Source organism: Roseococcus sp. GW821-FHT12F05 (assembly GCF_058806835.1).
Genome location: NZ_JBXAQB010000009.1, coordinates 216,965 through 235,086, shown reverse-complemented (window position 1 = coordinate 235,086; position 18,122 = coordinate 216,965). Strand labels below are relative to the sequence as shown.

At 69.7% G+C, this 18,122-nt stretch carries 18 protein-coding genes; 9 read left to right on the top strand and 9 right to left on the bottom strand.

The annotated features are described in order from the left end of the window. Positions 1-19 precede the first annotated feature (19 nt). From AC1ROY_RS21510 to AC1ROY_RS21485, 6 genes are all read left to right on the top strand, one after another. On the top strand, positions 20-1,480 hold the full coding sequence (locus AC1ROY_RS21510) for a M81 family metallopeptidase (RefSeq protein WP_493150932.1): 1,461 nt from the start codon (positions 20-22) through the stop codon (positions 1,478-1,480). Between the two features lies 1 nt (position 1,481). Then, a complete protein-coding gene (locus AC1ROY_RS21505) occupies positions 1,482-3,056 on the top strand; it encodes an ABC transporter substrate-binding protein (protein WP_493150931.1) in 1,575 nt (524 codons plus the stop codon). Then, positions 3,053-3,676, top strand: coding sequence for a TetR/AcrR family transcriptional regulator (locus AC1ROY_RS21500; protein WP_493150930.1), 624 nt, complete (start codon positions 3,053-3,055; stop codon positions 3,674-3,676). Before AC1ROY_RS21505 ends, AC1ROY_RS21500 begins: the two co-directional genes overlap by 4 nt. A 65-nt stretch (positions 3,677-3,741) precedes the next feature. Then, positions 3,742-4,896 carry a Gfo/Idh/MocA family protein gene (locus AC1ROY_RS21495; RefSeq protein ID WP_493150929.1) on the top strand — a complete coding sequence of 385 codons (1,155 nt, stop codon included), beginning with the start codon at positions 3,742-3,744 and terminating at the stop codon, positions 4,894-4,896. A 3-nt stretch (positions 4,897-4,899) separates the two neighbouring features. After that, the gene (locus tag AC1ROY_RS21490) at positions 4,900-6,060 is read left to right on the top strand and encodes a dihydrodipicolinate synthase family protein (protein WP_493150928.1); all 1,161 of its coding nucleotides are present in this window, start codon (positions 4,900-4,902) and stop codon (positions 6,058-6,060) included. Beyond that, positions 6,057-6,899, top strand: coding sequence for a sugar phosphate isomerase/epimerase family protein (locus AC1ROY_RS21485; protein ID WP_493150927.1), 843 nt, complete (start codon positions 6,057-6,059; stop codon positions 6,897-6,899). Before AC1ROY_RS21490 ends, AC1ROY_RS21485 begins: the two co-directional genes overlap by 4 nt. Here the strand turns inward: AC1ROY_RS21485 and AC1ROY_RS21480 are convergent. The 9 genes from AC1ROY_RS21480 to AC1ROY_RS21440 all read right to left on the bottom strand — a co-directional run bounded on the left by AC1ROY_RS21480 (position 6,856) and on the right by AC1ROY_RS21440 (position 15,721). Beyond that, the gene (locus AC1ROY_RS21480) at positions 6,856-8,274 is read right to left on the bottom strand and encodes an enolase-like domain-containing protein (protein WP_493150926.1); all 1,419 of its coding nucleotides are present in this window, start codon (positions 8,272-8,274) and stop codon (positions 6,856-6,858) included. The two genes, AC1ROY_RS21485 and AC1ROY_RS21480, sit on opposite strands and share 44 nt — an antisense overlap. Further along, on the bottom strand, positions 8,271-9,095 hold the full coding sequence (locus AC1ROY_RS21475) for a sugar phosphate isomerase/epimerase family protein (RefSeq protein WP_493150925.1): 825 nt from the start codon (positions 9,093-9,095) through the stop codon (positions 8,271-8,273). The genes AC1ROY_RS21480 and AC1ROY_RS21475 overlap by 4 nt, the downstream gene beginning before the upstream one ends. Beyond that, positions 9,092-10,027 (bottom strand): branched-chain amino acid ABC transporter permease, encoded by a 936-nt coding sequence (locus AC1ROY_RS21470; RefSeq protein ID WP_493150924.1) that lies wholly within the window; start codon positions 10,025-10,027, stop codon positions 9,092-9,094. The genes AC1ROY_RS21475 and AC1ROY_RS21470 overlap by 4 nt, the downstream gene beginning before the upstream one ends. Then, on the bottom strand, positions 10,024-10,878 hold the full coding sequence (locus AC1ROY_RS21465) for a branched-chain amino acid ABC transporter permease (protein WP_493150923.1): 855 nt from the start codon (positions 10,876-10,878) through the stop codon (positions 10,024-10,026). Before AC1ROY_RS21465 ends, AC1ROY_RS21470 begins: the two co-directional genes overlap by 4 nt. Before the next feature lies 1 nt (position 10,879). After that, positions 10,880-11,599 (bottom strand): ABC transporter ATP-binding protein, encoded by a 720-nt coding sequence (locus AC1ROY_RS21460; protein WP_493150922.1) that lies wholly within the window; start codon positions 11,597-11,599, stop codon positions 10,880-10,882. Continuing rightward, on the bottom strand, positions 11,596-12,333 hold the full coding sequence (locus tag AC1ROY_RS21455; protein ID WP_493150921.1) for an ABC transporter ATP-binding protein: 738 nt from the start codon (positions 12,331-12,333) through the stop codon (positions 11,596-11,598). Before AC1ROY_RS21455 ends, AC1ROY_RS21460 begins: the two co-directional genes overlap by 4 nt. After that, positions 12,333-13,646, bottom strand: a complete 1,314-nt coding sequence (locus tag AC1ROY_RS21450; protein ID WP_493150920.1) for an ABC transporter substrate-binding protein — start codon at positions 13,644-13,646, stop codon at positions 12,333-12,335. The genes AC1ROY_RS21455 and AC1ROY_RS21450 overlap by 1 nt, the downstream gene beginning before the upstream one ends. 100 nt (positions 13,647-13,746) lie before the next feature. Beyond that, positions 13,747-14,706 (bottom strand): tripartite tricarboxylate transporter substrate binding protein, encoded by a 960-nt coding sequence (locus AC1ROY_RS21445; protein WP_493150919.1) that lies wholly within the window; start codon positions 14,704-14,706, stop codon positions 13,747-13,749. 4 nt (positions 14,707-14,710) lie between these two features. Next, on the bottom strand, positions 14,711-15,721 hold the full coding sequence (locus AC1ROY_RS21440; protein ID WP_493150918.1) for an NADP-dependent oxidoreductase: 1,011 nt from the start codon (positions 15,719-15,721) through the stop codon (positions 14,711-14,713). 99 nt (positions 15,722-15,820) lie between these two features. Between AC1ROY_RS21440 and AC1ROY_RS21435 the strand changes: the two genes are divergently transcribed. The 3 genes from AC1ROY_RS21435 to AC1ROY_RS21425 are packed head-to-tail and all read left to right on the top strand — an operon-like array spanning position 15,821 to position 18,107. After that, on the top strand, positions 15,821-16,786 hold the full coding sequence (locus AC1ROY_RS21435) for a Bug family tripartite tricarboxylate transporter substrate binding protein (protein ID WP_493150917.1): 966 nt from the start codon (positions 15,821-15,823) through the stop codon (positions 16,784-16,786). Positions 16,787-16,824: 38 nt separating this feature from the next. Then, on the top strand, positions 16,825-17,169 hold the full coding sequence (locus AC1ROY_RS21430) for a carboxymuconolactone decarboxylase family protein (protein ID WP_493150916.1): 345 nt from the start codon (positions 16,825-16,827) through the stop codon (positions 17,167-17,169). A gap of 5 nt (positions 17,170-17,174) precedes the next feature. Continuing rightward, a complete protein-coding gene (locus AC1ROY_RS21425; RefSeq protein WP_493150915.1) occupies positions 17,175-18,107 on the top strand; it encodes an NAD(P)-dependent oxidoreductase in 933 nt (310 codons plus the stop codon). The last annotated feature ends 15 nt before the right edge of the window (positions 18,108-18,122 follow it).

The window sequence follows — 18,122 nt, the reverse complement described above, 5'->3', positions numbered from 1 at the left end:
CGTCCGCGCCGGAGACCGCATGCCACGCCTCGCCATCGCCCGCTTCGCGCATGAGGGAAACTCCTTCTCGCCGGTCCTGACCGGCCTCTCCGAGTTCCGGCGGGAATGGTACCAGGGCCAGGAGGCGGCCGCCGTCTATCGCGGCACGGGCACGGAGGGCGGCGGTGCCGTCGCCTTCCTCGAGGCCCATCCCGAGTGGCAGGGCACCTTCCTCCGCATGGCCGGCGCCACGCCGGCCGGGCCGGTCACGCGGGAGGCCTATGAGGCCATCCTGGCCGAAATCCTCGACGGTCTGCGGGACGGGGAATTCGATGCCGTCTTCCTCTCGCTGCACGGCGCCATGGTGGTCGAGGGCATGGACCTCGCCGATTACGAGATCGTACGACGCGTGCGCGAGGCGATCGGGCCCGAGAAGATCTTCGGCGTCAGCTTCGACCTGCACGCCAATCTCGATCCGCGCACGGCCGGGCTCGTCACCTTCTCCGCGGGCTACAAGGAGCACCCGCATATCGACCAGAAGGAGACGTCGCTGCGCGTGCTCGACGTGCTGGACCGCACCTGGCGCGGCGAGCTGAAGCCGGTCGGCCACATCGCGAAGATCGACGCCATCCTGCCCAGCATCAACATGCGCACGGCCGAGGGGCCGATGGCCGAGCTGGAAGCCTTCGCCCGCGCGCTGGAATTCGACCCGCGCATCCTGGACGCCACGCCCTACGGAGGATTTTCCTATGGCGACACGGTCGTCGCCGGCGCCGGCGCGGTGGTCTTCGCCGATGGCGACGCCGATCTGGCGAAGACGGCGGCGGAGCGGCTGGTCGAGGAGATGCGGAAGCGCCTCGACCGCTTCTACATCAAGCTGCCCTCGGCGGCGGAAGGCATCGCGGACGCACTGGTGAACCCGAAGCGCCCGGTGGCTGTCGTGGATTCCGGCGACAACCCGCTCTCCGGGGGCATCGCTGATACCCCGGAAATGCTGCGTGCGCTGTTGGAAGCGAAGCCGGAGGTGCCCGTCGTCTTCGCCTTCTTCGCCGACCCGGATTTCGTCGCGCGCTGCGTGAAGGCCGGCATCGGCGCCGAGATCGAGGGCACGCTCGGCGGCCGCATCAGCCAGGATTTCGGGCCGCCCGTCCCGGTGAAGGGTCGGGTCGTCGCGCTGACCGACGGGAACTACGTGAACCGCGGCGGGCTGATGTTCGGCCTGCCCATGGCCGTCGGGCCGAGCGCCGTGCTCGCCGTCGGCCAGGTGCGGATCATCGTCACGACGCTTTGCGGCTCCGCGCACGACCCGGCCTTCTACGACATCCACGGCATCGACTTCTCCGAGGTGGCCGTGCTCTGCGTGAAGGCGAAGAACCATTTTCGTGCCGGCTTCACGCCCATCTGCCCCGTCATGATCGACGTCGACGCGCCGGGGCCGGCCGCGCTCGATATCGGCCTCTTCCCCTTCCGCCTGGCCCCGCCCCACCTCCGGAGACGCTGAGATGCAACGCCGCGACCTCCTCCTCGCCTCCGCCGCCGCCGGCCTCGCGCGGCCCGCGCTGGCACAGCAGAACCCCGCGCGCGTGCTGCGCTTCGTGCCGCAGGCCGACCTCGCCAATCCCGATCCGGTCTGGACCACGGCGACCGTCGCCTACAACCACGGCTTCATGATCTGGGACACGCCCTACGGGCTCGACGGCAACTACGCGCCGCAGCCGCAGATGATGGCGGGGCACGAGGTCAGCGACAACCGGCTCACCTGGCGCTTCACCCTGCGCGAGGGCCTGCTCTTCCACGACGGCGAGAAGGTGCGCGCGATCGACGTCGTCGCCTCCATCAACCGCTGGGGCAAGCGGCGGCCCATGGGCCAGCTCCTGCTGGAGCGCGCCGAGGAGATCAAGGCGCTGGACGACAACCGGATGGAGATCCGGCTGAAGCGCCCCTATCCGCTCATGCTGAACGCGCTGGCCGACTACCTCTTCGTCATGCCCGAGCGCATCGCGCAGACCGACGCCTACCGGCAGATCACCGAATACGTCGGCAGCGGCCCGTACCGATTCCTGCGCGACGAATGGCGCCCCGGCTCGCGCGCCGCCTATATCAGGCACGAGCGCTACGCGCCCCGCGCCGAGCCGCCCGACCATCTCTCCGGCGGCAAGGTCGCGAACTTCGACCGCGTCGAATGGATCGTGATGCCGGACCCCGCCACGGCCGGCAACGCGCTGCTCGCCGGCGAGGTGGACTGGGTGGAGCAGCCGCTGCCCGACCTGCTGCCCACCATCCGCCGCAGCCGCAACGCGCGCGTGCTGGTGAACGACCGGATCGGCGCGATCGCCATGCTCGCGATCAACCATCTGCACCCGCCCTTCGACAATCCGAAGCTGCTGCGCGCGCTGCTTTCCGCCATCGACCAGCAGCAGTTCATGGAGGCCGCCTTCGGCCAGGAGCGCGAGCTCTACCGCACCGGCGTCGGCGTCTTCACCGCCGGCCTGCCCATGGCGAACGACGCCGGCATGGAGGCGCTGAACGCGCCGCGCGACCTCGCCGCCATCAGGCGCGCCGTGCAGGAGAGCGGCTATCGCGGGGAGCGCGTGGTGCTGATGTCCCCCTCCGACCAGGCGAACCTGCAGGCCTATGCGCAGGTGATGCGCGCGACGATGAGCGCCATCGGGATCAACGTGGATTATGTGAGCATGGACTGGGGCACGCTCATCCAGCGCCGCAGCAGCCGCGAACCGCCGGAACGCGGCGGGTGGAACGCCTTCTGCACCTCCTACAGCGGGCTTTCGGTGATGGATCCGGTGGTGCACCAGCCGCTGCGCGGCAGCGGGCTGCAGGGCTGGTTCGGCTGGCCGACCGATCCCGGGATGGAGGAGCTGCGCAACCAGTGGCTGGAGGCGCCGGACCTTGCCGGGCAGCAGGCGATCGCGCGGCAGATGCAGGTGCTCGCCTTCCGGAACGTGCCCTTCATCCCGCTGGGGCAGTTCTACTTCGCGACGGCCGTCAGCACGCGGCTCACCGATTTCGTGCGCTGGCCGACGCCGCTCTTCTGGGGGCTGCGCAAGCAGGGCGCGTGAGCCAGCTTTCGCCTCGTGCTGCAGCCACACGCGCGCGCATCCTCGACGCGGCCACCGCAGAGTTCGCCGCGCATGGCCTTGCCGGTGCGCGCGTGGACGAGATCGCAGCGCGGGCCAATTCCAACAAGCGGATGCTCTACGCCTATTTCGGCGCGAAGGAGGACCTTTGGCTCGCCGTGCTGGAGGCCGCCTATGCCGCCAAGCGCGCTGAGGAGGAGCGGCTCGACGTCACCCACCTGCCGCCCGCCGAGGCCATGGCGCGGCTCGTCGCCTTCAACCTGCGCTACACGGCGCGGCATCCGGAATTCGTGGCGCTGCTGAACCAGGAGAACATCCATCGCGCGGCCTATCTGGCGCGCTCCGCGGATGTGCCGGCGCTCTACTCGCCGCTGACATCCAGGCTGCGCGACGTGCTGGCGCGCGGCGCGGATTCGGGCCTGTTCCGCCGCGACGTGGACCCGCTGCAGCTCTATCTCTCCATCGTGGCGCTGGGGCATTTCACCGTCGCGAACATGCACACGCTCTCGACCATCTTCGGCACCGACCTCGGCAGCGAGGCGGCGCTGGACGCACGCGAGGCGCATGTGGTGGCCATGGTCCTCGGCTACCTGCGTCCTTGACCGCTCGGCCTGCCTGGCTCAAAGTAACCAGATAGTTACTTATAAAAACAAGGCGGGAGACGGGCATGGCGGAACGCCGCATCGGCATCATCATGAACGGCGTCACGGGCCGGATGGGGATGAACCAGCATCTCATCCGCTCCATCGCCGCCATCCGCGCCGAGGGCGGAATGCCGCTGGCCAATGGCGACCGGCTGATGCCCGACCCCATCCTCACCGGCCGCAACCGCGCCAAGCTGGAGGCGCTGGCCAAGGCGCATCACGTCGATCGCATCAGCACCGACCTCGACGCCTGCCTGGACGATCCACGCGACGAGATCTTCTTCGACGCTGCGACCACGCAGATGCGCGCCGGCCTCGTCCGCAAGGCCATCGCCGCCGGCAAGCACGTCTATTGCGAAAAGCCCACGGCCGATACGCTGGAGGATGCGCTCGACCTCGCGCGCCTCGCCGCGAGGGCGGGCATCAAGCACGGCGTGGTGCAGGACAAGCTCTTCCTGCCCGGCCTGCGCAAGATGAAGATGGTGATCGACAGCGGCTTCCTCGGCCGCATCCTCAGCATCCGCGGCGAGTTCGGCTACTGGGTCTTCGAAGGCGACCTGCAGCCCGCGCAGCGCCCCTCCTGGAACTACAAGCTGGCCGAGGGCGGCGGCATCATCCTCGATATGCTGTGCCACTGGCGCTACGTGCTGGACAACCTCTTCGGTGAGGTGAAGAGCGTGTCGTGCTTCGGCGTGGTTGGTATCCCCGAGCGCATCGGCGAGGACGGGAAGCCCTACAAGGCCGATGCCGACGACGCGGCCTATGCCACCTTCCAGCTCGAGGGCGGCGCCATCGCGCATATCAACTCCAGCTGGACCACGCGCGTGCGGCGCGACGACCTCGCCGTCTTCCATGTGGACGGCACGCATGGCAGCGCCGTCGCCGGGCTCACCGATTGCTGGACGCAGTCGCGCGTGAACACGCCCAAGCCCGTCTGGAACCCGGACGTGCCGCAGACCATCGACTTCTTCGCGGGCTGGCAGAAGGTGCCGGACACGCAGCCCTATCCCAACGGCTTCCGCGCGCAGTGGGAGCTGTTCCTCCGCCATGTCGTGGGCGAGGTGGCGGAGTATCCCTGGAACCTGATGGCGGGCGCCAAGGGCGTGCAGCTGGCCATGGCCGGGCTGCAATCCTGGAAGGAACGCCGCTGGATTGATCTTCCACGGCTGGAGGCCTGAGCGATGCCGACCCTCGACCTGCCGACGCCGGACGGCAAGCTTGCCCCCTTCACCACCAGCCCGCCGCGCGATTTCCCTCGTGCGACGCCGCCCTTCCCGCGCGTGGCGCTGGCCGCGGCGCATGTCGTGGCCGATCCGCTGGCCGAGCAGAATCCCTGGCTTGACGCTGTCGTGGACTGGGATCGCACCATCGCCTTCCGCCGGCATCTCTGGTCGCTCGGCCTCGGCGTGGCCGAGGCGATGGACACCGCGCAGCGCGGCATGGGGCTGGACTGGACGGCCGCGCAGCAGCTCATCCGCCTCAGCCTCGACGCCGCGAAGGATATGCCCGGCGCGGTGATCGCGAGCGGCGCGGGGACGGACCATCTGACTCCCGGCCCCGACGTGACGGTGGACGACGTGATCCGCGCCTATGAGGAGCAATGCGCGGCCGTGGAGGCCATGGGCGGGCGCATCATCCTGATGGCCTCGCGCGCGCTGGCCAAGGCCGCGCGTGGGCCGGCGGACTATGAGCGTGTCTATGCCCGTGTGCTGAGCCAGGTGCGCCAGCCCGTCATCATCCACTGGCTCGGCGAGATGTTCGACCCTGCGCTCGAAGGCTATTGGGGCGATACGGACCATATGAAGGCGATGGAGGTCGCGCTCGACGTCATCCACGCCCATGCGGACAAGGTGGATGGCGTAAAAATCTCGCTGCTGGACGACCGCAAGGAGATCGCGATGCGCCGCCGGCTGCCCCCCGGCGTGCGCATGTACACCGGCGACGACTTCAACTACGCCGAGCTCATCGCCGGCGACGGGCACGGGTATTCCGACGCACTGCTCGGCATCTTCGATCCCATCGCGCCGGCGGTCGGCGGGGCGCTGGCCTCGCTCTCGCGCAACGATATCAGCGCCTTCCACGAGATCCTGGCGCCGACGGTCCCGCTCTCGCGCCACATCTTCCGGGCGCCCACGCGCTTCTACAAGACGGGCGTGGTCTTCATGGCCTGGCTGAACGGCCACCAGGACCACTTCGTCATGGTCGGCGGGCAGCAGAGCGCGCGCAGCCTCCAGCATTTTTCCGAGCTGTTCCGGCTTGCCGACGCGGCCGGGCTGCTGGGTGATCCGGATCGCGCCGTCGCGCGCATGCGGCAGCTCCTCGCGCTGCACGGCGTGGCATGACGCCGCTCTCGCTCAACACTGTCACAGTTCGGGAAAAGTGGGGGCTCGCCGAGTGCATCGAGGGCTGCGCGCGGCAGGGAATCCCGGGCATCTCGCCCTGGCGCGACGTGCTGCAGACCATGGGTGTATGGGCCGCGACGCGGCACATCCGCGATGCCGGGCTGACCGTGACGGGGTTGTGCCGCGGCGGGCTGTTCACCGCGGCGGATGCCGCAGGCCGCGCCGCCGCGATCGAGGAGAACCGCCGCGCCATCGAGGAGGCGCACGCGCTCGGCGCGCAGTGCCTGGTGATGGTCTGCGGCGGGCTGCCGCCGGGCTCGAAAGACCTGCCGGGCGCACGGGCGATGGTGGCGGACGGACTCGCCGCCATCCTGCCGGAGGCGCGCGCGGCGGGCGTCGTGCTGGCGCTGGAGCCGCTGCATCCGATGACCTGCGCGGACCGCTCCGTGCTGTCCACGCTCGGCCAGGCGCTCGATCTCTGCGAGGCGCTGGGCGAAGGCGCTGGCGTCACGGTCGACGTCTACCATGTCTGGTGGGACCCGGACCTCGCGCACCAGATGCGCCGCGCGGAGGGCCGCATCGCCGCCTTCCACGCCTGCGACTGGCTGGTGCCCACGACCGACCTCGTCTTCGACCGCGGCATGCCCGGCGACGGCGTCATCGATATCGCCGCGATCCGCTCGATGGCCGAGGCCTCCGGCTATGGCGGCTTCACCGAGGTGGAGCTGCTGTCCCGCCGCTGGTGGGCCGAGGAGCCCGAGCATGTGCTGCGCGTGATCCGCGAGCGTCACGACGCTATTGAGGCCAGGCGGCTGACACCATCGGCTGCATCGCCCTGAAATCCGGGACCTCCGCGGTCCCGAAACCGGGCGCGGCGAGGCTGCCGATCTCCAGCACGCCCTCGCGGATCCGCAGGCGCGGGCCGCGCGAGGTATCGGCGTAGAGATCGGGATGCGCCTCCATGAAGCCGACGGCCTCGGCCTTGGGCCTTCCGTTGAAGCCGTCGATGAAGTGGTGGCCGTTGCGCTCCACATGCGGCAGGCCCATCGCGCTCACCAGGGCCAGGTCCTGCTGCACGCAGGTCCCGGCCATGGTGGTCAGGTCCTCGGCGGACATGAAGTGGCGCGCGCCGCCCTCCTTCGCGTTCCAGGCGCGGCACCGCGCGAGGTTGATCAGCGAGCGCCAGATTCCCTTGCAGGCCTTGGTCGACACGCCCGCATAGCCGAGCCCGCGCGCAACGCAAAAAGCGTCCAGCGCGCCGTCGCTCTCGTCGATGATCACCGGGCGCGCGGCTGATAGCGCCGACATGCCCGTCTCCAGCGCGCGGGCGCGCTTCACGGGCTGCTCGATGAAGAGGATGGAGGCGCAGAGCCGCTTCAGCCGCGGCTCGGCTTGCATCGCCCGCCAGAGGGCGAGCGCGCCCTCGGCATCCTCGTACTGCTCGTTGCCGTCGAGCGTGGCGTGGTAGCCGTGCAGACGGTCGAGCACGTCGGCGATGCGGCAGAGACGGTCCACATCGGCGCGGACGTCGCCGCCGACCTTCAGCTTCCAATAGGTGTGGCGGTAGGTGGCGGCGACCTCGGCCAGCGTCTCGGGCAGGCCATCGCCGACGCGTTCGTGCTGGTCGGCCTCGGTCATGGGGTCGAGCAGACCGACCGTGTGCCGCGCGTGGATGCGGCCGGGTGCGGGCGTCATGGCCAGCATCGCGTCGAAATCGAAGCCGGCGAGGTCGGGGATGGCGGGATGCGGCGCGAGGCCGCCGAGATTCGCGCGCAGCCCTGTGTCGAAGGAGAGATCCTGCATCCGCAGGAGCGCATCGAAGCCCGCGCGATCCATCAGCGAGCGGCCGAAGCTCGCGACGAGAGGATTGAGCCCCTCCGCCGCGCAGGCGGCGACATGCGCGGCGTATCCGTCGGCGTAGTGACCGAAGCCGGTATTGGCCCCAGCGGCGAGCGACTGCACCTCGGCGATCTCCACGGCGCGACGAAGCTGGTGCTGGTTGTCCTCGTCACTCAGCGCGGGGTCCTTGTCGAACCACTTCGCCGCGAGCGTCTCGGCCGAGACGCCCCAGCCCTCTCGCCCGTCCTCGGTGACAATGCGCGCGCGGATCACGGCCTGGATACCGTCGCGCACGGTGATGACGCCGAAGCGGAACGGCATCCGCAGCGTGAAGGGCCATTCGAGGCGCTGAATCTCGGCGAAGCGGAACCTCATGCGCCCAGCGTCTCCTCGATGCCGCGCAGATAGCCGATGGCGCGGGCGGCGCAGCCAGGGCCGTCCGGCTGATAGTCGAAGGGCTCGACGCCGCAGATGCCGGTGTATCCCGTCTCGTGAAGGGCGGCGAGGATGGGCGCGAAGCGGTCGCTGCCCTGCCCCGGCGCGCGGCGGTTGCGGTCGTTGAGATGGACATGCGCGATGAGGCCGGTCGGCACCCAGCGGCGCAGCAGGTCCGGGACGCTGTCCGCCTCGCCGCATCCCGCCGCGCGGGCGTCGATCATGCTGCGCAGCGCCGGATTGCCGATGCGGGCCACGATCTCCGCAGCTTCGGCAATACTCGCGGCCCAGTTGGTCTGGGCGGAATCCAGTGGCTCCAGCACATAGGTCAGGCCCACGGCGCCCGCGTGCCTGGCAGCGACGGCCATGGCCGCCTCGGCGCGCTCCGCGTCACCGGGCGCTGCGACGCGGCGCTGCGCGGGCGAGCCGTGGATCAGGTAGTGCGCGCCCAGATCGGCGGCGAGGTCGATCAGCGCGCGCATCACATCCACCGTTTCCGCATGCGGGCCGGCATCGGTGATGGAGAGTCCTGCGGGCGCGACGAGAAGCCAGTGCAGCCCGGCGATCGGCGCGCCCGCATCCTCGGCCATGCGGCGCAGCTCGGCACGGCGCGCCGCGGGCAGGCGATGCGGTGCCTCGGCGTCCAGGGTGAAGGGCGCCACCTCCAGCGCGTCATAGCCGAGGCTGGCGGCCAGCTTCGCTTGCGCGGAAAAATCCAGCTCACGCAGGACCTCGTTGCACAGCGCGAATCGCAGGGTCATCGTCGCTTCCCGAAGAACCCCACAATGCCACGCGGCAGGAAGAGGATGAAGAGCACCAGTAGCACGCCATAGGCGAAGGGCGCCGCGCCGATGAAGGCGGTGCCGAAGCCCACGCGCAGGACCTCCTCCAGCGCAATGGTGAAGACCGCGCCGACGCTCGGCCCGAGCATCGAGTACATCCCGCCCGCGATGGCGCCGAAGACGATCTGCAGGGAGATGCCGATGCCCGCCAGGGATTCCGGATTGAGGTAGAGCCGGTACTGCGCGCCCAGCGCCCCGCCGAGCGCCGCGATGCCCGCGGAGATGATCGTGACGCGCAGCTTCTCCCTGGTGACGTGGATGCCGATGGAGGCCGCCGCGTCCTGGTCCTCGCTGATCGCCGCCAGCGCCCTGGAGGACATGCTGCGATCCAGCCACCACCAGACCAGCAGGCCGAAGACCCAGACGATCAGCGCCATCCACCAGAAGCCTGTCTTGCTGAACTGCATGGCGAGGAAGGGCGCATCCGGCGCCAGCCGCGGCGTCATGCCGAGCGAGCCGCCCGTATACTCGCGCAGCGCCACGATCAGCAGCCGCACGATCTCGCCGGCGGCGAGCGTCACCAGTGCGAAGTAGTGCCCCACCACGCGCAGCCGGAAGCAGGGATAGCCGAGCAGCGCCGCCAGGATCATCGCCGCGCCCACGCCGATGGGCAGGCCGAGCCAGGGCGTCAGCCCCACATCGTTCCACAGCAGCGCCATCACATAGGCCGCCGTGCCGATGAAGGCGCCATGGCCGAGCGAGACCAGGCCGAAGCGCCCCATCATCGCCCAGCCGGTGCCTGAGACCGCCATCAGCATCGAGGTGATGCCGAGATGCAGAAAGTAGTCCGGCGTGCCGAGCAGCGGCACGACGGCCAGGACCGCGACGATCGCGACGACGGCTGGAATCATCGGGCGAAGAGCCCCTGCGGCCGCGCGAAGATCACCACGATGAAGAAGCCGAAGGCCACGACGTAGCTCATCTCGGTGTTCCACCAGAAGCTGCCGGTGGAGACGATCACGCCCATCAGGAAGGCCGCAAGGAAGCCGCCGAGCATGTTCCCGAGCCCGCCCATCACGCAGATCATGAAGGTGATGGGACCGAAGGAGAGGCCGATGAAGGGATGCACGTCGAGCTGCACGACGAGCAGGCAGGCCGCCAGACCCGCCAACGCGCCGCCCACTGCCGAGGCCACGACATAGACGCGGCGGGGATCGACACCCATCAGCGGCATCACCTCGCGGTCGCGCGCGATGGCGCGGATAGCGATGCCGATATAGGTGAACTTCAGGAAGGCCCAGAGCGCGCCCGCGCCGACCAGCGCCGCGCAGAAGGCGGCAAGCTTGGTGCCGGAGACAAAGACGTCCTGCCATTCCATCGGCGGGAGCTCGACGCCGAGGCTGCGGAAATCCGTGCCGAAGACCAGCATGGCGCCGCCCTGCAGCATGAAGAGCACGCCGCCGGTGGCGAGCAGCTGGTTGATCGGTGGCGCGCCCAACAGCGGCTTCACCACCAGCAGGTGCAGCAGCACACCGAGCACCGCGACCAGCGGCAAGGCGGCCGCAAAGGCCAGATACAGCGGCCAGGCCTGCTGCGTGTGCAGGAACCAGACGGCGTACATCCCCACCATCACAAGCTCGGCGTAGCAGAGCCACACCACGTCCACGACGCCGAAGACCAGGTTGCAGCCCAGCACCGGCAGTGCGAAGACACCGCCCAGCAGGATGCCGTTGACGAGGGCCTCGATCAGGAAGGGATCCATGTCAGTGCCCCAGGTAGGAATTGCGGATCGCGGGGTCGGCGGCCAGTTCGGCGGAGGCGCCCTCGGCCACGACGCGGCCGGCGTCGAGCACATAGGCCCGGTCCACCACGCGCAGCACCTGCGCCACGTTCTGCTCGACGATGAGCACGGTCAGCCCCTCGTCGCGGATGCGCTTCACCAGCTCGAAGACCTGCGCCACGACCAGCGGCGCGAGGCCCGCGGAGGGCTCGTCCAGCAGCAGGATGCGCGGGCTGCACATCAGCGCGCGACCGATCGCGCACATCTGCTGCTCGCCGCCCGACATGGTGCCGGCGAGCTGGTGCCGCCGCTGCGCCATCTTCGGGAAGAGGCTGAAGACGTAATCCGCGCGCTCGGCGAAGCGCTTGCGCGCCGCGGGAATGAAAGCGCCGACCCGCAGGTTCTCCTCCACCGTCAGATGCGGGAAGAGACGACGGTTCTCCGGCACATGCGCGATGCCGCTGGCTGGAAGCGCGTGGGACGGCGTGGTGGCGATGTCCACATCGCCAAAGCGCGCGGTGCCGCTGCGGGGCCGGATCATGCCGGAGATCACGCGCAGCAGAGTCGTCTTGCCGGCGCCGTTCGGGCCGACGACGCCCACGGCCTCGCCGGGGCTGACGCGCAGGCCGACGTCGAAGAGTGCCTGGAAATCGCCGTAGCCGGCGCGGATTCCCTCCAGGACGAGGGCTGGCCCTTCCGTCATGCTGCGCGCGTCTCCGGCGGGCCGAGATAGACCTCGGCCACGCGCTCGTCCTGCTGAGCCTCGCGTGGCGTGCCCTGGAAGATCACGGCGCCGTGGTCCAGCACGACCACGCGATCAACGACGGACAGCAGTACGCCCATGATGTGCTCGACCCAGACGATGGTGATGCCACGGACGTCGCGGATGTGCTTCAGCATGTCGGCGGCCTGGCGCATCTCGCCGGCATCGAGGCCGCCCAGGCTCTCGTCGGCCAGCAGCAGCTTCGGCTGCGTCGCCAGCGCGCGGGCCAGTTCCAGCTTCTTCAGCCCCGCCGCGCCCAGTCCGCTGACGCGCGCCGAGGCATCGACCGAGAGCTGCGCCAGGGCGAGCGAATCGCGCGCGCGGCTCTCGGCCTCGGCGCGCGTGATATGGCCGTTCGCGCCGTAATAGGCGGCGAGCGTGGCATTCTCGAGGAGCGAGAGCTCGCGGAACGGGCGCGGGATCTGGAAGGTGCGGCCGATGCCCTTGTGGCAGGTCGCATCCGCGTTCAGGCCGGCGATCTCCTCGCCGTCCAGCTTCACGCTGCCCGAGGTCGGCCGCAGCATCCCCGCGATGCAATTGAAGGTAGTGGACTTTCCCGAGCCGTTCGGGCCCAGCAGGCCCAGGATCTCGCCCTGGGCCACGCTGAAGCTGACATCGTCCACCGCCGTGAAGCCGCCGAATTTCTTCGTCAGCCCCGAGACCTCCAGGAGCATCAGCTCCTCAGCGCGAAGGGGCTGGAGGCCGGGAAGGGCAGGATCGGCGGGCCGCTGGAGATGGCGGTGGGCCACACGACCTTCGCCCGCGCATTCTCGTACTGCATCACCACGGTCGAGCTGCGCTCGTTCTGTCCGGCCTGGATATGGCCCGGCGGGTTGAACTTCAGCCCATGGCCCTGGATCGTGCCGCCGACCGGCAGGTCCACGCCCTGCGTCGCGCGGATCATCGCCTGGATGCTGCCGTCGCCCTCGCGCACGGCGGGCTTCAGCACATTCTCGAGGAAGGTCCAGCTGCTGTTGAAGCCGGTGGAGGCATGGGTCGGCAGGTCGCGCGCGCGGGTGCGGGCCTCGTAGCGCTGCATCAGCACCTGGCGGAGGTCGCGGGCCTCGGGCGTGAGCTTGTCGGGCTCCAGCATCTGCGTCCCGGCCGGGTCCACGTTGCAGAAGCCGTTCATCTCGGCGCCGAAGGTCTCGGTCAGGCGGTCGATCTGCGAATAGCCTGCGCCCTCGCCGATGATCATGCGCGTGCGCAGCCCGCCCGACTTCGCCTGCCGCAGGAACAGCGTGATATCCGGGTTGTAGCCGGTGTGCATGATCACGTCCGGCCGCTCGCGCCGCAGCTTGGTGACGAGCGTCGAGAGGTCGGGCGTCGTGGCCGAATAGCCCTCATGCAGCACGATCTTCATGCCGGCGGCCTTGGCCTGCTCCTCCGTCGCGCCGGCCACGCCGGTACCGTAGGGGCCGTCCTCGTGGATGATGGCGATCTTCACGTCGCGCGGGGCCAGGCGGAAGGCGCGCTGGCAATGCTCGGCGATGAACTGGACGGAGGCCTCTCCGTACTGGTCGGAGTGCACGGTGGGCCGGAAGACGTGGGTGAAGTTCTTGCCCTTCAGCACCGCCGTCGAGACCGCCGTGGTGATCCAGAGCAGCTTGCGCTGCGCCTCGAAGCGCTGCGCCAGCGGCACGGCGTGGGCCGAGCTGTAGACGCCCAGCACGACATCCACCCGCTCCTGGCTGATGAGGCGCTCGGCCTCGTTGATCGCGACCTCGGCGCGGCTCTGGCTGTCGGCCGCGACGGCCTGCACGGGGCGGCCGCCGGCGCCGCCGCGCTCGTTGAACAGCTCGAAGGCGATCTCCGCGCCGACGGAGCAGGCCTGCGACCCGGCCGCCGCGAAGGGGCCCGAGAGGTCGAACAGCACGCCGATGCGGATAGGCGGGCCGCCGGCGGGCTGGGCCATGGCGGAGAAGGGAAGCGGCGCGAAAGGCAACGCAACGCTGCCGGCGACGAGGCCGCGACGTGAAACGGACATGGACAAGCTCCCTGCGTGATGCGGCTCTTCGGCCGCACTCTTATGGGCAGAGGGTTGCGGGTTGCTCCGCCGCGGTCAAGCAAAACCCGATGGCGATTCCTCAATCCGGGCGCAAGCCGACCGTGCGGACGAGGCGGCCGTACTTCTCGTACTCGGCGCGGATATAGGCGGCGAACTCCTCGGCCGTGCCGGTGGCGACCTCGGTGCCCTGCGCCTCTAGCATCGCGGTGACGTCGGGCCGGCGCAGCACCGCCGTGATCTCCGCGTTGAGGCGGAGGATGGTGGCGGGCGGCGTGCGCGCGGCAGCCAGCACGCCCAGCCAGGCCTCGGCGGCGTAGCCGGGCACGCCGGATTCCGCGATGGTCGGCGCGTCCGGCATCAGCCGCGTGCGCTCGGCCGAGGCGGTGGCGAGCACGATGGCGCGGCCGCCGTCGATATGGCCGCGGGCGGCGACGATGGTGGTCATCACCATCGGGATCTGCCCGCCGACGAGGTCGGTCATCGCCGGCCCCTCGCCGCGATAGGGCACGTGCAGCAGCCGCACGCCCGACATCAGGTTCAGCAGCTCGATCGCGAGATGGTTGGTGCTGCCGGTGCCGGAGGAGCCGACGCCGAGCTCGCCGGGACGGGTGCGCGCCAGCGCCAGCAGGCCGGCGATGTCGCGCGCCGGCAGCGAGGGATTCGCGACCAGCACCAGCGGGTTGCGCACGGCCAGCACGACCGGCGCGAGATCCGCCAGCGGGTCGTAGGACATGCGCATCATGTGCGGGTTGACCACCAGCGCGCCGAGCGCGCTGAGCACGAGCGTATGCCCGTCGGGCGGCGCCTTGGCCACGACGTCGACGCCGAGCATGCCGTTGCCGCCGGGACGGTTCTCCGGAATCACGGGCTGGCCGAGCCGCTCCGGCAGATAGCGGGCGATGGTGCGCGCCACTGTGTCTGCGGCACCGCCAGGCGCGAAGGGGATCACCAGCCGGATGGGGCGATCCGGGAAGGATTGCGCCTGCGCGGTGGACGCAAGCAGAAGGCCGGCCAGCAGGCCGATGACAGGTCGTCTCATGGCGTCAGTCCTCTCCCAGTCGCACGATGCGCTTTCCCATGTTGCCGCCCTCGAGGAGGCCGATGAGCGCTGATGGTGCGGTCTCGATTCCGTCGGAGACGGTCTCCTGTGCTCGCAGCCGTCCCTCGCGCCACCATTCGATGAGCTGCCGCCGCGCGGTCGCGCGCAGCTCCGGCGCGACGAAGCCGATGCGGAATCCGGTCAGCGTCACGCATTGGTCCAGCAGCCGCATCAGGTGGCGGAAGGCGAAGGGCCGCGACGTGTCGTAATGCGCGATGAGGCCGCAGAGCGCGATGCGCGCGCGCATGGCCAGGCTCGGCAGCACCGCATCCAGCACAGCGCCGCCGACATTGTCGAAATACACGTCCACGCCGGAGGGCGCGGCCTCCGCGATGCGGCGCTCCAGCTCCGGGTCGCGATGATCCAGGCAGGCGTCGAAGCCGGACTCGCTCACGACACGTGCGCATTTCTCCGCGCCGCCGGCAATGCCGAGGACGCGGCAGCCGAGGATCCGTGCGATCTGCCCGACGGCGCTGCCCACCGCGCCGCCCGCCGCGGAGACCAGCACCGTCTGTCCCGCCTCCGGACGGCCGAGCTGCGTGAGGCCATACCACGCCGTCTCGCCGGAGGGACCGAGCATCCCGAGATGCAGGGACAGCGGATCGACGCCGGCATCCACGCGCCGCAGCGCACGGGGGTCCATGACCGCGTAGTGCTGCCAGCCGACATCGCCGAGCACCGTCTCGCCGACGCGCCAATCCGCATCGCGGGTTTCCACGATCTCGCCGACGCCGCGGCCGATCATCACGCCGCCTTCGCGCAATTCCGTCGGATAGCCCTGCACGCCCATCATCTGCCGGCGCTGGTAGGGATCGATGGAGAGAAAACGGTTGCGTATAAGGACCTGCCCCACACCGGGCGACGGCACGGGCCCCTCGTCCAGCACGAAGCAATCCGCGGTCAGCTTCTCCCTTGGACGTCGCGCGTAGAGCACGCGCCGATTGCGCGCCGTCATGCGTGTTTCCCCCGTTTTTCCTAGCGTAGCATCGATGTGTCGGGTTGCTAGGACGTGCAGTCGGCCTAAGATCGAATCAACGAAGAAGGAGGCGTTCACATGCAGAGGAAAATCCTCGCGCTGCTTGGCTGTGCCTTGGTTGTCGTGTCGATCGGCTCCGCACGCGCCGCCTATCCTGAACGTCCGATCCGCTTCATCGTCGGTTTCGCCGCGGGCGGCACCAGCGACATCATCGCGCGCCTCGCGGCGCAGGAACTTTCCGCCGCATTGGGCCAGCCCGTGCCGGTAGAAAACCGCCCCGGCGCCGGCGGCAACGTCGCCTTCGAGGCGGCGGCGCGCGCCGAGCCGTATGGCTACACCATGGTGCTGGCGTCGCCGGCCTTCGCGGTGAATCCCGCGCTCTACGGCGACCGCCTGCGCTGGAAGCAGGAGGATCTCTCGCCGGTCGTCCTGCTGGGCTACACGCCGATTGCCATCACCGTCCGTCCGGAATCCCCGGCGCGCGACCTGCGCGGGCTGGTGGAGCTGGCGCGAAGCCGATCGGCCCCGTTGCTGGCCGGCATCTCCGGCAGCGGGACCTCGTCGCATCTCGCGAACATCCTGCTGCAGGCGGCGACGCAGCTGCGCTTCGAGAACGTCTCCTATGGCGGCGGCTCTGCGCCCTTCCTCGATCTCTTCGCCGGGCGGCTCGACCTGATGACCTTTCCCGCGCCCGAGACGGTCTCCTACCTGGAGGCCGGCCGCTTGCGCATCCTCGCGCTGAGCGATCGCACCTCCGCGCCCGCGCTGCGGCATCTGCCGACGGCCGCCGATTCCGGTTTTCCCGATGCGGCGATGAGCACCTGGTACGGCATCCTGGTGCCGCGCCGCACGCCGCCTTCCGCGCAGGCCACGCTGCACCGCGCCGCCGCGGAGATGCTCGCGCGGCCGGCGATGCGCGCGCGGATGATCGAGCTCAGCGTCGATCCCGCCAGCGGCACGCAGGAGGAGTTCGTCGACCTCGCGCGGCGCGAGACCACGCGCTGGCAGCGGGTGATCGCCGAGACCGGCACGCGGGTGGACTGACGACCCGCAACTTCCCCCACCACAACAGGAGTACGCCCATGGCAGCCCCACCTTCCGCGCGGCGCGACCGCATCAACCCGCACTTCCCCAAGCTCGTGGAGATGACGCACACCTACGTCTACGGCGACCTCTGGGAGCGCGAGCAGCTCACCAAGCGCGAGCGCAGCATCGTCACCATCGCGGCGCTGGTCGCGCTGGGCTGGGAAGATCAGCTCAAGAGCCACATCACCCGCGGCCTCGGAAACGGGCTGACGCGCGAGCAGGTCGCGGAGATCATCACGCATCTCTCGATGTATGCGGGCTGGCCCGCGGCGATGACCGCCTCGCATGTCGCCGTCGACGTGTTCGAAGACGAAGACAAGAAGGCCAAAGGGGGAGCATAGCCGTCATGAAGATCGGATTCATCGGCCTCGGCACCATGGGCGCCAGCATGGCCGCCAACCTGCAGAAGTCGCAGTACAAGCTCGTCGTGAACGACATGCGCAAGGCCGCGGCCGACGGGGCTGTCGCCGCCGGCGCGGAATGGGCGGCGACGCCGCGCGAGGTCGCCGAGCAATGCGACGTCGTCTTCACCTCGCTGCCCGGTCCGCCGGAAGTCGAGGCGGTGGTCTTCGGGCCGGACGGGATCGCCGCGGGCGCGCATGCCGGCATGGCCTATTTCGACCTCTCGACCAACAGCCAGGCGATGATGCGCCGCGTGCATGCCGCGCTGGCGGAGAAGGGCGCGCAGGCCTTCGACTCCCCGGTGAGCGGTGGGCCGAAGGGCGCGCAATCCGGCAAGCTCGCCATCTGGGTGGGTGGCGACAAGCCGACCTACGACAAGCACAAGAAGGTGCTCGACGCGATCGGCGACCAGGCCGCCTATATCGGGCCGATCGGCTCGGCCACCGTGGCCAAGCTCGTGCACAACATGTCCGGCTACGCGATCCAGACGGTGATGGCCGAGGTCTTCTCCATGGGCGTGAAGGCGGGAATGGAGCCGCTGGAGCTGTGGAAGGCCGTGCGCCAGGGCTCGCTCGGCCGACGCCGCACCTTCGACCGCATCGCCGACCAGTTCCTCATCGACAAGTACGACCCGCCGGCCTTCGCGCTGAAGCTGGCGCACAAGGATGTGAGCCTCGCGGTCGGGCTGGGACGCGAGGTCGGCGTGCCGATGCGGCTCTGCAACCTCGTGATGGAGGAAATGACCGAGGGGCGGAACCGCGGCTGGGATGCGCTGGATTCGCGCGTCCCGATGAAGCTGCAGCTCGAGCGCGCCGGCGTCACGATCAAGTGCGATCCGCAGGCCGTTCAGGCGGTGCTCGACGCCGACAAGAAGTAGGACGAAACGGTCGGC